This window comes from Planococcus sp. S3-L1 (genome assembly GCF_030063085.1).
Taxonomy (GTDB): domain Bacteria; phylum Bacillota; class Bacilli; order Bacillales_A; family Planococcaceae; genus Planococcus; species Planococcus kocurii.
The window spans coordinates 23,592-38,799 of the sequence record NZ_JASISN010000024.1; the positions used below are offsets into that span (position 1 = coordinate 23,592).

13 protein-coding genes are annotated in these 15,208 nt (G+C 41.6%); all 13 read right to left on the minus strand.

All coding sequences use genetic code 11. From position 1 onward, the window contains the following. Nucleotide 1 precedes the first annotated feature (1 nt). On the minus strand, nt 2-292 hold the full coding sequence (gatC, locus tag QMF37_RS16075) for an Asp-tRNA(Asn)/Glu-tRNA(Gln) amidotransferase subunit GatC (protein WP_058386046.1): 291 nt from the start codon (nt 290-292) through the stop codon (nt 2-4). 101 nt (nt 293-393) lie between these two features. Next, entirely contained in the window at nt 394-1,524 is a 1,131-nt protein-coding gene (locus tag QMF37_RS16080; protein WP_071153257.1) for a CamS family sex pheromone protein, read from the minus strand. Nucleotides 1,525-1,536: 12 nt separating this feature from the next. Continuing rightward, nucleotides 1,537-3,543: an NAD-dependent DNA ligase LigA gene (gene ligA, locus QMF37_RS16085; RefSeq protein WP_071153256.1), complete on the minus strand. Its 2,007-nt coding sequence runs from the start codon at nt 3,541-3,543 to the stop codon at nt 1,537-1,539. Between the two features lie 15 nt (nt 3,544-3,558). Continuing rightward, nucleotides 3,559-5,772, minus strand: coding sequence for a DNA helicase PcrA (pcrA, locus tag QMF37_RS16090; RefSeq protein ID WP_058386049.1), 2,214 nt, complete (start codon nt 5,770-5,772; stop codon nt 3,559-3,561). Nucleotides 5,773-5,800: 28 nt separating this feature from the next. Continuing rightward, a complete protein-coding gene (gene pcrB / locus QMF37_RS16095; protein ID WP_071153255.1) occupies nt 5,801-6,505 on the minus strand; it encodes a heptaprenylglyceryl phosphate synthase in 705 nt (234 codons plus the stop codon). Nucleotides 6,506-6,580: 75 nt separating this feature from the next. Continuing rightward, nucleotides 6,581-6,901 (minus strand): YerC/YecD family TrpR-related protein, encoded by a 321-nt coding sequence (locus QMF37_RS16100; protein ID WP_008432175.1) that lies wholly within the window; start codon nt 6,899-6,901, stop codon nt 6,581-6,583. Between the two features lie 32 nt (nt 6,902-6,933). Beyond that, nucleotides 6,934-7,953: a DUF3048 domain-containing protein gene (locus QMF37_RS16105; protein ID WP_283478865.1), complete on the minus strand. Its 1,020-nt coding sequence runs from the start codon at nt 7,951-7,953 to the stop codon at nt 6,934-6,936. Between the two features lie 5 nt (nt 7,954-7,958). Then, nucleotides 7,959-9,689, minus strand: a complete 1,731-nt coding sequence (locus QMF37_RS16110; RefSeq protein ID WP_283478866.1) for an adenine deaminase C-terminal domain-containing protein — start codon at nt 9,687-9,689, stop codon at nt 7,959-7,961. Nucleotides 9,690-9,836: 147 nt separating this feature from the next. After that, a complete protein-coding gene (locus QMF37_RS16115; protein ID WP_058386944.1) occupies nt 9,837-10,430 on the minus strand; it encodes a GNAT family N-acetyltransferase in 594 nt (197 codons plus the stop codon). 308 nt (nt 10,431-10,738) lie between these two features. After that, complete coding sequence (gene purD / locus QMF37_RS16120; protein ID WP_071153252.1) at nt 10,739-11,989, minus strand: phosphoribosylamine--glycine ligase; 1,251 nt, start codon at nt 11,987-11,989, stop codon at nt 10,739-10,741. A 16-nt stretch (nt 11,990-12,005) separates the two neighbouring features. Next, nucleotides 12,006-13,541, minus strand: coding sequence for a bifunctional phosphoribosylaminoimidazolecarboxamide formyltransferase/IMP cyclohydrolase (gene purH, locus QMF37_RS16125; RefSeq protein WP_071153251.1), 1,536 nt, complete (start codon nt 13,539-13,541; stop codon nt 12,006-12,008). Nucleotides 13,542-13,573: 32 nt separating this feature from the next. Continuing rightward, nucleotides 13,574-14,146: a phosphoribosylglycinamide formyltransferase gene (gene purN / locus QMF37_RS16130; RefSeq protein WP_071153250.1), complete on the minus strand. Its 573-nt coding sequence runs from the start codon at nt 14,144-14,146 to the stop codon at nt 13,574-13,576. After that, nucleotides 14,136-15,197 carry a phosphoribosylformylglycinamidine cyclo-ligase gene (gene purM, locus QMF37_RS16135; RefSeq protein WP_071153249.1) on the minus strand — a complete coding sequence of 354 codons (1,062 nt, stop codon included), beginning with the start codon at nt 15,195-15,197 and terminating at the stop codon, nt 14,136-14,138. The genes purN and purM overlap by 11 nt, the downstream gene beginning before the upstream one ends. Between the last annotated feature and the right edge of the window lie 11 nt (nt 15,198-15,208).

Sequence of the window (15,208 nt, forward strand, 5' to 3'; positions counted from 1 at the left end):
ACTACTCTAAAATTGTTGGGACTTTAACTTGTCCGCCTTCATGTTCTTTCACGTTTTTCATAACCAAATCACGATCTAATCCTGGGATTGATTTATCTTCTCGTAAAACGTTGACCATTTGCAATACATGCGTCGTTGGTTCAACATTTTCCGTATCCAATTCACTTAACAATTCCATTGCGTTGGTAATTGCTTCTAATTGATCTGCAAAATGTTCCGCTTCTTCATCAGTAATTGCAAGTCTCGCCAAATGAGCGACTTCAATTACTTCTTCTTTAGTCATTTTCGCCATTTTTCTACACCTCCGGATTCAGTAAACATACGCTATATTATACCATTTTTCTAAAAAAATAAATAGGGACAGCCGCATGGCTATCCCTGTTTTAACATAAATTATTCGTAAATGTGAACAAACGGTTTAGTTTCTCCCGCTTTTTTCAAAACCAATGCTTCTGGACCGTTAGTCGAAGTAACACTAACTTCAACTAATACATTTTCAGGAAAATGTTCTGCCACTAAACCAGTCACGTATTGTGTAAAACCAATCACTTCAGCTGCTCCAAAAAATTGGATAGGGATTTCAATTTTCAATTCTTTTAGTTCATTGTTCTGATAAAAACCTGTCCCGATTACACTTGTAAAATTAGAAAAGTAGATTTCCACGTCTTGTTTGAAATTGCGAAAAGCCGTATCGATGTCTCGGTAACGTTCATCTGAACCTGAAGTTGGAAACAGCACATACGCTTCGTTTACTGCATTCCAGTTGGCAACAGTTTGTTTGCCACCCGGTGCAGCACCAGAAGCAAAATACGTACCTGGTACCATTGCATTTCCTGCGTTTTGTTTAAAAAGTCCTACTACGATTGGTACATCCGCTAGTCCTTCTTTTTCGCGTAGGCGTTTAACAATTTCGTCGGCCATGCGCTTGCCTTCTTTTCCGATTTGTGCTTGAGGAATTTCCTGTTCGTAGGACATTCCGCCTTCAGAGCTATAATACATCGTATTCAAGGCCAGACCTATTGAGATACCACCAAGCCGAATTTTCCCCTCATCCGTCTTCACTAAATAGTTCTGTTCGGTAATGTGTGCCAGTATTTCTGCAGGCGCACGTTCACCTGCTTTTTTCTGCTCTTCAGTTCGTTTGTCCGCAGCATTTAAACCTGCTGGATTGTCTGTACTGGTGCGTTGTAGCCAGGAAGTGGCATCTTCATCCGTGATTTTCTGCCCTTCCTGGAAATAATAATCGTCAGGCGAAAATTGTTTTTGCGACAAGCGCAACAACCCATTTTCTGTCTCCACAATATCGTAACGAGAATTTAGGCGATTAACGATTTTCCCTCTTGTGGCACTTTCTTTATATGGCAGAAGCGTACGATAATATTGATCATCCAGCTGCATGCTTGGAATAATCGCCGTCTCTACTTCTTCTTTTTCATTTACTACTTCTGCTTCCTCATCGGTCTCGGAAGGAACACATCCCGTTAGCAGCAGCAAGCTGATTGGAATCCACCACATACGCTTCATGTTAAAATCTCCTTATTTGTTCAATTCCTCAACGAGACGTGCTTCGTCCCAAATCTCTACTTTAAGCTCGCGCGCTTTATCGAGCTTTGAACCTGCTTCTTCACCTGCAATAAGCAAATCTGTTTTCTTGCTCACGCTGCCTGACAGCTTGCCTCCAAGCGCCTCAATTTGAGCGCTAGCCTCTTGACGAGTCATTTGTTCCAGCTTACCTGTCAAAACAATTTTCTTTCCTGCAAATGCATTTGCACCTTCTTCGATACGTACTCGTGTACCCGTATAAGTTAGATTGACGTTCGCTTCGTGCAAACGTTCCACCAATGCACGAACTTCTTCACTATCAAAATACATCACGATAGAATCCGCCATTTTTTCGCCAATTTCATGTATTTCGACTAGTTCTTCTTTTGTTGCTGCGATTAATTGTGCTAACGTTCCAAAATGTTCGGATAAAATACGCGCTCCTCTTTCGCCAACATGGCGGATACCCAGACCAAACAACAATTTCTCCATCGAATTGCTTCTAGAAGCCTCAATCGCTGCTACTAAGTTGGATGCAGACTTGTCACCCATGCGATCCAGTTCTAGCAATTGTTCTTTTGTTAGCTTGTAAATATCAGAAATGTCGTGAACCAAGCCTTCCCGGTACAATTGCTCAATCACTTTTTCACCAAGCCCGTCAATATTCATCGCGTTACGTGACACAAAGTGAATGAGTCCTTCTGTGATTTGTGCCGGACATTGCGGATTGACGCAGCGAAGCGCAACTTCTCCTTCGATGCGAACTAACTCGCTATCACATGCCGGACAATGAGTCGGCATTTCAAAAGGCAGTTCTTCTTCAGTTCGTTGATCAAGAATGACAGCTACGACTTCTGGAATAATGTCTCCCGCTTTTCGAATGATCACTTTATCGCCAATTCGAATATCTTTTTCTTTGATCAAATCTTCGTTGTGCAAAGAAGCACGTTGCACAGTCGTTCCTGCAACCGATACTGGATCTAATATCGCCGTTGGTGTCACAACTCCCGTTCGCCCAACACTCAATTCAATATCGCGTACAGTCGTCATTACTTCTTCTGCCGGAAATTTATAAGCTGTTGCCCATTTTGGACTTTTCGCTGTAAAGCCAAGTTCTTGCTGGTATAAAAATTGATTGACTTTAATGACGATGCCGTCAATTTCATAGGGCAAGTCATTTCGTTTGTCAGTCCACTTTTCAATATACGCCAATACTTCTTCAACAGTCGTACACACTCGGCGTTCTTTATTTGTTTTAAAGCCGAGACCTGCAAGATAATCAAGGGATTCATCGTGGTTTGATAAATTATATGTTTCCCCGTCGCCACCAATTCCATAAATAAAAACATCCAAATTTCGGCTCGCTGCAATTTTAGGATCCAATTGACGTAGCGATCCTGCCGCAGCGTTTCGTGGATTGGCGAATAGCTCTTCGCCTCGTTCACCACGCTCTTCGTTCAAGGCATGGAAGGATTTTTTGGGCATGAAGACTTCGCCGCGCACTTCAAGCGAGACGGCTTCTTTTAATTTGAGTGGGATAGTACGGATGGTTCGCAGATTAACTGTGATATCTTCACCAATGCGACCGTCTCCGCGTGTTGCTCCTTTGACGAATTTACCGTTTTCATACAACAGTGATACCGCAAGACCATCAATTTTCAGCTCGCAAACATACTCAATCTTATCACCTGCACCACTGCGTACTCGTTTATCAAATTCATGTAAATCCTTTTCGTCAAAAACATTAGATAAACTGAGCATTGGACGTTCATGCGTGACTTTATCGACAGTTGAAAGTGGTGCTCCGCCAACACGTTGAGTTGGTGAATCTGGGAAAACCAGATCAGGATAAAGCGTTTCTAAGTCGATTAATTCATTCAGTAATTGATCATATATTGCATCCGGAACGGCCGGTTTATCGAGTACATAATAAGCATGACCATAGTTCCGAAGCATTTCGTTTAATTCATTTACACGTTGTTCTGCTTTTAAGCGATCCATCTAGTTTCCTCCCGATTATACTTTTTCAATCGGCGCAAATTTCGCCAATAAACGTTTAATGCCGACAGGACTTGGAAAGGCAATATCAAGTTCGGTTTGTTCGCCTTCGCCTTTAACGCTAACGACCGTTCCGGTACCCCATTTTTTATGCGTTGCTTTATCGCCCGTTTTCCAACCCAACTTTTCACTGCCTGACTGATTATAGCTAGGACGCGTTACAGCGGGTCGTTTCGGTACTTGTCGATAACTGGTTGCAGCACCAGCACGATGGTGCGCTCGTGTTTGTTCAATCAGCTCTTCTGAAATCTCCGAAATAAACCGTGAAGGCATATTGAAATTACTTTTCCCAAACAATGTGCGTGAAGAAGCATGCGTCAAATACAATCGCTGTTCCGCACGCGTAATGCCTACGTAAGCAAGACGACGTTCTTCTTCTAATTCTTCGTCATCGTTATTTGATCGCGAATGCGGAAAGACGTTTTCTTCCAGTCCAATGATGAATACGACAGGAAACTCCAATCCTTTTGCTGCGTGCATCGTCATTAAAATAATCGGGCCGTCTGCATCTTCTTCGTCATCTAATGAATCGATATCCGAAATCAATGCTAAATCGGTTAAGAAAGCGACTAATGATTTGTCGTCACTTTGCTTTTCAAAAGCTTTCGTGACGGATAAAAACTCTTCCAAGTTTTCTAAACGGCTTTCGCCTTCTATGGTTTTATCGTTTTGCAACATTTGGCGGTAGCCCGATTTCTTCAGTATTTCTTCTACCAATTCCGTTACGGATAAATACTCTTGCATTTGCGTAAAACTATCGATCATCGCGCGGAATTCCAAAGCTGTCTGTGCCGTCTTCGGTGTTAACCCCATAAAGTCAGCTTCTTGCAATGCATCCATAATCGTACGATCTTGTTCAATCGCAAAACGTGCCATTTTCTCGAATGAAGTTGCCCCAATTCCACGCTTTGGCTCGTTGATGACACGAGCTAAAGACAAATCATCGTCGTTGTTGGCGATCAAGCGCAGATACGCCAGTAAATCTTTAATTTCTTTACGGTCGTAGAACTTTGTTCCACCAACGATGGTATAAGACATATTCGATTTAACGAACATCTCCTCCATAATTCGTGACTGCGCATTCGTACGATACAAAATCGCAAAATCAGAAGTTTTGTATTGTTCTTCCTCCATTAACCGCTGGATCGTTTGAACAACAAATTGTGCTTCCTGTCGCTCATCTCCTGCTTTATGCAAAGTGATTGCTGGACCTTCGTCGTTATCAGTCCGCAATTCTTTCGGATAGCGGCTGGTGTTTTTTTGAATCACGTCATTAGCTGCCTGCAAAATACGCTTTGTCGAGCGATAATTTTGCTCAAGCATAATGACTTTCGCATTTGGATAATCTTTCTCAAACGACAAAATGTTCGTGATATCCGCTCCACGCCAGCGATAAATCGACTGATCTGAATCGCCAACCACACAAATATTTTTGAATTTGCTCGCTAATTTTTGAACCAGCTGATACTGGGCGTTGTTCGTGTCTTGGTATTCATCTACATGGATATAATGGAATTTATTTTGATAGTATTCCAATACTTCAGGAACGGTATTAAACAAATTCAACGTCGTCATAATCAAATCATCAAAATCCAGTGACTGATTTTTCTTCAAGCGTTTTTCATATGCTGTATAAACATCCGATACTGTTTTTTCGTACGGATTAAATTGATTCATGTCCGCTGCAAACTGCGATGCATCAATGCATTCGTTTTTTGAAGATGAAATCGCATTTAACATTGTTCGCGGTTCGTATTTTTTCGGATCTAAATTTTGTTGTTTTAAGACATTTTTAATAACAGTCAATTGGTCTGTCGTATCTAAAATCGAAAAACTTTTCGACATTCCTAACTTATCGATATCGCGTCTCAATATACGTACACACATTGAGTGGAACGTAGAAGCCCACATGCGTTGTCCGGTTCCATGCCCTAATAAGCCATCAATCCGGTTACGCATTTCACGCGCTGCTTTATTGGTAAACGTAATGGCTAAAATATTAGATGGATACACTTGCTTTTCTAGCACCAAATAAGCAATACGGTGCGTCAATACACGTGTTTTACCTGATCCCGCACCTGCCATGATTAGTAGAGGACCTTCTGTCGTTTTGACTGCTTCTGCTTGTTCCGGATTCATTCCGTTTAGTAAACTTTTTGTTATCAATTCCATTTCGCACCACCTCGAACATTTGTTCTTACTAGTATAACGATTCATCAGCCGTTTCCGCAACTGCCTCGACGGTTTCCATCGCTTTTTCGATACTTTCATATATGATGTTGCCGACAACAATGGTATCCGCAATTGCAGATGCTTTTTTTGCCATATTTGCTGAATCAATGCCCCCGCCATAAAACAAGCGGGTTTCACATAGAACACTTTTCACTTTTTCTGTTAACTCCATGTCACCAAACATACCGCTGTATTCCAAGTAAAAAATAGGCAAACGGAAAAAATGTTCAGCCATGCGCGCATATGCCAAAACATCTTCTGTCGTTAAATCTGTTTTTGCTCCGGTTAGTTTTGCTGCTTTACAGTCAGCGTTTAGAATACAGTAGCCTTCTGGAATCAGTTCATCCCAATCTAAAATTTCGCCATATTCACGAATTGCGCTATGATGAAGGCCTTTAATCCACAGTGGATTGTCGCTGTTTAAAACCGTTGGGATAAAATAATAATCAAAGCCAGGCGCCACAGCGGCAATTGCTGAAACTTCGAGCACGAGTGGCACATCGTAGCGCTGTACACGTTCTGTTAAGCAAAGGACATTGTCGAGTGTGACATGATCACTGCCACCAATCAAGATGGCATCAGTCCCGGATCTGCAAATTCGTTCCAAATGTTCATCTGTGATCTCTTTTGCCGGATCTAATTTAAAGACATGTTGCCATGTTTTGAAATCCACCATTTATCACCTAACTTTATCTCAGTTATCATCTATTTAGTATAACAAAAAAACCGAACAGAGTCGGCTCTCTGTTCAGTCTTTTGGAAGTTCAAATGGTTTTTCATCTGGATACAGACGTTCCAACATTCCATCATAAGCGTCATTGCCGTAGTTCAAGCAACGGCGCACACGAGAAATTGTTGCAGTACTCGCGCCTGTTTCGTTCTTTATTTTTTCATATGTTTTTTTCATGCGCAGCATATGTGCTACTTCCAAACGCTGGGACATCGATTGGATTTCACTAATTGTGCATAAATCATCAAAAAAGCGATAAGCCTCTTCTTTATCTTTTAAAGCCAAAACAGCTTCAATCAACTGATCTGTCTGATGGCCTCTTATTTTGTCGACTTGCATGCAGCTTCAACATCCTTTCCTTGCTCTGATCATCAATGCGTATAGCTGACAGTTTGCTCTATTCCTGGGGCAGTCGGAACGATATGAATCCACGTTTTTCCTGGCACTAGTTTTACCGGCTCTCCATTTGCAGTTGGCACGAGCATTCCATCAAGTGAACTCCACTCTATTTCACGAACGCCTCCTGCTTGGAAAAGTAAAGCCGCTCCACCATTCGTCAAATCAATGGATTGGCGCCCTTTCGAATCGATCGTTTGGTGAGGCGCTTCAAACACTAAAATATTTGAAACTTCGACAATTTCTGATGTTTCTTTATCGGTCGTTAGTTTGCCACCGGAAGACCGGCTATACAAATGCGTTTCTCTATCATAGGCATAGTCACTAAAAAACAGCTCATTTGTTCCATACTCCACACTTACCGAAAGAGCCTGTTCCTCTAGTTTAGCATTTTCGAACGAGTCATAGAAATAATAAAGCGATTTCCCACTGTATTCCGTAGAAGCTTGCGTAATCTTCATGGCTCTTGAAACATTTTCCATTGAGATATAGGAGTTGTGAGGCGCCACTCGGTCAGATGATCGCTGAAATAAAGTTCCGTCATGTTGGATACCATTGACATGATCAACCACTCCAGATTCTAGCAGTACTTTGGCATCTGGACTATAGCCGTGAGCTACAAAAAAGCCATCGTATGCCGCGGCCAGTTGGACAAAATATTCCCGTGCACTACGAATTGGCCCCAGTGTTTCTGGAAAATCACTTTGATAAAGCGCAACAAACCGCGTGATATCATATTCGGCAATCATTTCAAAGACCATGTCTGCATTTGTCAGCCCCGTCTGCGGGCGGGCATCTGGATGATTATTAATGACCGCCATGACAGTTCGGCTATTTGTTGGTGGCACTGCCCGTTCTCCCGTGAACGGAGCAGTCGTTAAAACCTGGTCCCCCACTGGCTCTTCAGTGGGATCCTTTTTCATAATCAGCCAAAAGCCTGTAGTAAATACTGCTAGTACTCCGAGGACTAGCAACGTAAAAACCCAATTTTTCATATCGCTTACCTCATAAATGATGGAAACAAGATTTTTTTATTCATGACATCGTAAATGCCCTTTTGCGTAATCCGTACATATGGTAAATGAGTTGCCTGCAAAAACAATAACGTATAAACCGCATCACCATGCTTATAACCACGTTCGTTTAATGACTTTTTTAATGCTTTCTCTTGATCAATCAACTCTTCCATTGGCAGATTTGACATCACACCGCCATAAGGCAGCGGCAGAGATTCGATAATTTCGCCGTTTTCGGTCAGAATAATACCACCTTTAATGCGCTTTAATTCGTTAAACGCAAGCCACATATCTTCGCGATTTTTTCCGATCAGAATAATATCACCTGTACTGGTATACGAAGAAGCGAAGCCGTCCAAGCCCGGTGCAAAACCTTTAATCAACGTATTCACACGCCATTGTCCTTTTTTATCGATAAGCATCAAAAAGCTTTCATCATGCGATTTTGATAAGTTGGCGTCATGTGTATCAACACTGACCGTATAAGGTTTCGTAATGACATCATTAATCATTTCAATTCCAAAAGGCATCGAAAATTGGAAATCACCTTCAGTTAGTTCATAGTCAAGATCAAGGTCAGGCAAAATCGACCAATCGATATTCGACAAAGATTGAACTTTTTTTCCATCTTTTTTCAGCCATACGCCTTTTGAGATAACCCCAGATGGCACCGGATTATCCATGCTATCGAGAATATTCAAATTGGCGTAACGCCCTGTTGCGATTAAACCATGCAAGCTTGTTACATTGTAGTAGCGTGCCACGTTATAAGACGCCATCATATACGCATCAATCGGTGGCACACCGGCCTCAAGTGCAATTTTAATGCACAAATCCATAATCCCGTCTACATGAAAGGCTGGAGTTGAGCCATCAGTCGTCATCATTAACTTGTCAAAAACGTTTAACTCTCGCTCGACAATTCCTTTTAAAAGATTTGGCAGATCGGGTCGAATCGAAGAATGCCGAAGTGTAACGCCATAGCCATGAAGCAAACGCATCTCGACTTCATCTACCGTCATCGCCTCATGATCTCCATCAGCTCCAAGCAGCCTCATCCGCGCCAGAGTCTTTTCCGAAGCACCTGGGAAATGACCTTCGATTTTTTTCAAGCCCATTTTGGCTTTTTGAATCCAATACAACATCTGATCATCGCCTGCCATTAGTTTTGGCCAACCCGTCAGTTCCCCACCAAGTAATACATCTTGGCGATCTAACCATTCGCCCACTGATGTGGAAGTAAATAACTGATCTTCATTATTCAATTCTGTCTGCGAATCAAAACGTGTCCACCAATAAAAGCTAAATGGCAATTTCGCTAATTGATCTAGCAATGAAAACGCTTTCTTGTTTTCTAGCGCTAAAAAGAAGGTTAAGTTGTCCGAAAGGAACATTGTCGTTCCTCCTTGAGCCGCATAATCTGCAAAGCTTTGTGGATTATACAATTGTGAAGGATGAACGTGAGGTTCTATGTATCCTGGAACGATAAGTTTATCCGTCATATCAACCACTTCAGTAGCATCGTCAATTTTCGGCATTTCTTTCCCAGCATAAACAATACGATCTCCAGAAATCCATATAGTACCTGTTACCCATTTCTTAAAAATCCCGTGAAGGTACGTTGCATTTATCAAAACGAGATCCGGCGCGATTTCTTTTGTAACAATCTTCAACTGATTTCGAATCTCTGTGTTCTTCCATAACGGATTTACCATTTGCCGGCACCTACTTTCTACTAGTTCAATACTTAATATCGTAGCATAATTATACAATGAAATACAGTTATTCCCTGTAAAAACAAGCATGTTTTAAGTTACTCAGGACACAAAAAATCCACGCATAGCGCGTGGATTTTTTATCAGCTACTGATTATTGATTGGATCGCTAAAAGGTTTTAAAACGTCTTTTTTCTCTTCTTCTTGGAAAGTCAAAACATCCGTAACAGAATCATATGATTCTCCGTAAAATTGTTCATCTTTATACGTATGGATGTCTTCGTACATTTTTTGCATGCCTTCGAAAATCTGTTCTTCTGTTTCACCGCTTGGCGTCCAGTACAAAATTTCCATGGAATTTTCTTCACCTGTTGCTAATGAACGACGGCAATAGCCAATAGATGACGCATGTTCAAATCCTTCGCGCGCATAAAATCGCAGACGTTTCTCCGTGTCAGTATCTTCGTAATTGACTGGCTCAACTTCAAGAATGATGGGTTTTTTCTTGTCTTTCAACATCTGCAAAGTCTTTCTGCCAAGACCCATTCCACGGGATTCTTTTGACACAAACAAGTAATCTACAAATGTGAAATGCGGGAATTCTGCATACATTAAGACATGATAAGGACCCTCATCTTTGTAGTAGACGCTCCCTTTTTCTTTTAATAATGCATCCATATGCTCTTTCGACTTCATTTCTTCAACTGGAAAATACTGATTTAATTTTTCATACCAATTCATAGTTTGTCTCCCTTCAATTTTTAAATGCCCTGCTAATTTTGTTTCTGGGGTCTTCATAGGTTTGTCATTCTGGAGTTTATATAGAGGTAAAAGTGGGCTGTTGAAAATCCTCAACTTTAGAATCATTGCCTATTGGGCAGACAATAAAACAAAAATGACACATCTTCTTGTCGAATTTGTGTCATCAACCAGTATAGCATATATGTATATAAACTTCAATTTAGCAGCTTTTTCTCTTGAATATTAGATGATCCAATTAGACATTAATAGCCAGTAAAATTACTACTGGCCATTAATGTGAGATAAAATTATTTTGCACGCCATCCAATGTCTGTCCGGTAGAAAAAGCCGTTCCACTCTACACTGTTCAACTGTTCATAAACTTTTCTCTGAGCGTCTTGAATAGAAGAACCATTTGCTGAAACGAGCAGCACACGTCCTCCGTTTCCAACGTACTTGCCAGATGACAGCTTAGTTCCCGCGTGAGTTACTTCCACTCCAGTGAGTTTCGTCAAGTCTGGTAAGCATGCACCTTTTTTAACAGTCTCTGGATAATTATCAGCTGCAACAACAACACCAAGTACGGCTTGTTCGTCCCACTCTAGTTCAGCCGGTTGACCTTTTAAAATGGCATCCATGAATAGCCCGAAATCTGACTTCATGCGTGGTAAGACAACTTGCGTTTCCGGATCGCCAAAACGCGCATTAAATTCAATCACTTTTGGACCTTTTTTCGTTAAAATAACACCTGTATAAAGGATGCCATTAAACGGTGTTTCTTCAGACGCCATCGCTTTAACTGCAGGTTCTACAATTTCAGTATAGGTTTGATCCACAATTGCTTGTGAAATTTGTGGAACAGGTGAATAGGCGCCCATTCCCCCTGTGTTTGGTCCACGATCTCCATCGTAAGCTCGTTTATGATCTTGCGAAATGACCATTGGATAAATTTGACCGCTATGAACGAAAGACATAAACGAAAATTCTTCACCGTCTAAAAACTCTTCAATAACCACTTTTGAGCCAGAGTCTCCGAACTTTTGCCCTTCTAACATGTCATTAATGGCAAAAACAGCTTCCTCTTCCGTCATTGCCACAACGACACCTTTCCCAGCCGCAAGTCCATCCGCTTTAATGACAATCGGAGCACCGTGGTGACGAACAAATTCAATAGCTGATGCAGTTTCTGTAAAAGTCTCATAGCCAGCAGTTGGAATTCCGTATTTTTTCATCAATTCTTTTGCAAAAGCTTTGCTGCCTTCAATTTGCGCAGCCACTTTAGACGGACCAAAAATGCGCAATCCTTTGGCTTCAAAAAAGTCGACGATTCCTTCTGATAAAGGCTGTTCAGGTCCGACAAAACTAAAATCGACTTGCTGCTCTTTTGCAAATTCTGCAAGACCTGCAAAATCCATTTCATCAATAGCAAGGACTTCAGCATCTTCCCGCATTCCATCATTGCCTGGAGCTGCATAAACTTTAGTGACCGAAGCAGATTTCGAGAACTGACGGACGATGGCGTGTTCTCGCCCACCTCTTCCAATGACCAATACCTTCATACTTGTTTCACCCCGATTAATGTTTGAAATGACGGACGCCCGTAAAGACCATAGCAATTCCGTATTCGTTCGCTTTATCGATCGACTCTTGATCTTTTTTCGAACCACCTGGTTGAATAATCGCTTTTATGCCTGCTTTTGCAGCTGCTTCTACTGTATCATTCATCGGGAAGAACGCATCTGATGCCATAACTGCACCTTCTGCAGCACTGCCTGCTTGGTCTAACGCAATTTTAGCAGAACCAACACGGTTCATTTGACCTGCACCAATTCCTAAAGTCATTTCCGAATTACATACAACAATGGCATTGGATTTTACGTGTTTTACAACATTCCAGCCCAGTTTCAACGCTTCAAGCTCTGCTGCTGTCGGTTGACGATCTGTAGCAACTTGAATAGCCGCATCGTCATAGCCAAAAACATCTGGTTGTTGAATTAATAATCCACCTTCTACTGTTACCGTGTTCCATTTGTCGCTAATTTTACTATCGAATGGAATCGTTAATAGACGGATATTTTTCTTTTGGGTCAGCAATTCAATTGCTTCATCAGAAAATGATGGTGCAATAATAATCTCTAAGAAAATCGTCGCTAATTGTTTGGCTGTATCCGCATCTACTTCACGATTTAAAGCAACAATTCCACCAAAAATTGACGTTGAATCTGCTTCATAAGCTTTACCAAAGGCATCCGCGATTGTTTTACCTGTACCAACACCACATGGATTCATGTGTTTGACAGCAACTGCTGCTGGCATTTTGAATTCTTTAATCATTTGAAGAGCAGCATTGGCATCTTGAATATTGTTGTACGATAATTCCTTGCCATGTACTTGATGTGCGTTGGCAATTGAGAAACTTGAGCCAAGCGGACTACGGTAAAAAGCAGCTTTTTGATGAGGATTTTCACCGTAACGAAGCGTTTGAGACAATTCGTACGTAAGCGTCAATTGATCCGGATATTCTTCACCTGTCAAGTCAGTCAAATAATTAGAGATGTATGAATCGTAAGCCGCTGTATGGCGGAAGACTTTTGCTGCTAAACGTCGTCTCGTTTCAGGAGTTGTAGATTGTTTGTTTTGTAATTCCGTCAATACTTCAGCGTAATCAGCCGCATCGACAATGACTGTAACGTATGCGTGATTTTTTGCAGCAGAACGCAACATGGTTGGACCGCCAATATCGATGTTTTCAATCGCATCATCAACTGTCACGTCTGGTTTTACGATGGTTTCACGGAACGGGTATAAATTAACGCAGACAATATCAATCGGCGAAATGCCGTTTTCAGCCATTTGACTTTGATGTTCTGCATCATCATGTTTGGCTAATAGTCCACCGTGTACAAGCGGATGCAAGGTTTTTACACGTCCACCTAAAATTTCTGGAAATTTCGTAACTTCGTCTACGGCTGTAATCGCAACGCCGTTTTCTTCAAGAAATTTTTTAGTGCCGCCTGTCGATAACAGTTCATAGCCCATTTTTTCCAATTCCTGTGCAAATTCCAAAATCCCTGATTTATCCGATACGCTGAGTAATGCTCTTTTTTTCACAAATAGTCCTCCTATAGATTAAGACCGACAGTTTACCGGTCGAATAATTGCTGCAATGTTGCAGGATATAATTCATGTTCAATCTGATGGATCTGTTGCTCGACTTTTTCACGTCCACGACCTAATACCGGGAATGATTGTTGTGCAATAATGTGACCTGTATCCATTCCAGCGTCTACATAATGTACAGTGACACCTGCATTTATTGCTTCTGCGGCGAGTGTTTGACCAATCGCGTCTTTACCTGGAAACGCTGGCAAAACAGAAGGATGAATATTCACAATGCGATTTTCATATGCTTCAAGTAAAACCGGACCTATCAAACGCATATAGCCTGCAAGGACCACCCATTCCACTCCAAGTGCTTGCAATTTTCCCTTCAACATCTCTTCGTAAGATTGTTTTGAATCGTATTCAGAAGGAATAAAGGAAAAAGAGGCTACGCCTGCTTTTTTCGCACGTTCTAATACAAATGCTTTTGGCTTATCGGTTACAACAAGCATGAGTTCAGCCTCTAAATTACCAGCCGCAATTGCGTCTGCAATGGCTTGAAAATTAGAGCCATTGCCAGATGCAAAAACAGCAATCTTTGTTTTAGTTTTCATCTAATGTGCCATCCTGTTGACCTTGGAATTGAACACCCTGCGAGCTTGAAACACGGCCAATTTGAAAAGCTTGTTCACCATTCGCTTTAGCGATTTCCAACACTTTTTCTGCATCTTCAGGTGCTACAGCTAGAACAAAACCAATTCCCATGTTGAAAACTGAGTACAAGTCGCGGTCTGCCAACTCGCCTTTTTCTTTCAGCAACTTGAAAATATCAAGTACTGGCCAGCTGCCAAGAGAAATTTCCGCGCCTAAGCCTTCTGGCATCATCCGTGGAATGTTCTCGATAAATCCGCCACCTGTCACATGTGCCATACCGTGAATTTCAATCTCCTTGCCAATCGCAGCTACTGCTTTTGCGTAAATTTTTGTAGGAGTTAACAACGCTTCACCAATTGGTCCAAGCGCTTCATAACCTTCAACTTGTTGATCTAGTGTAAATTGATTTTGTTCAAAGACGATTTGACGCACAAGTGAATAACCGTTTGAATGAATGCCGCTAGATGCAAGTCCGATTAACACATCTCCTGCTGCGATTTTTTCGCCAGTTACGATTTTGGATTTCTCCGCAGCTCCAACCGCAAATCCAGCAATATCGTATTCATCTTCTTCATAAAGTCCTGGCATTTCTGCCGTTTCTCCGCCAATAAGTGCCGCACCTGATTGCACACAGCCATCTGCTACACCTTTAACGATTTGTTCGATTTTCTCAGGAATTGCTTTACCTACTGCAATATAATCTAAGAAAAACAAAGGCTCTGCACCTTGTGCAACGATGTCATTGACACACATTGCTACGCAATCGATGCCGATTGTATCGTGACGATCTGCCATGAACGCAAGCTTTAATTTTGTACCAACGCCATCTGTTCCAGACACAAGAACCGGTTCTTTCAAATTCAACTCAGACAAATCGAACATGCCACCAAATCCACCAAACGCACCGAGCATTCCTTTACGCGCTGTACGTTCTACATGCGATTTCATGCGATTTACTGCTTCATAGCCAGCTTCGATATTAACGCCTGCTTTTTCATATGCTTTTGACACACCGGTTCCCC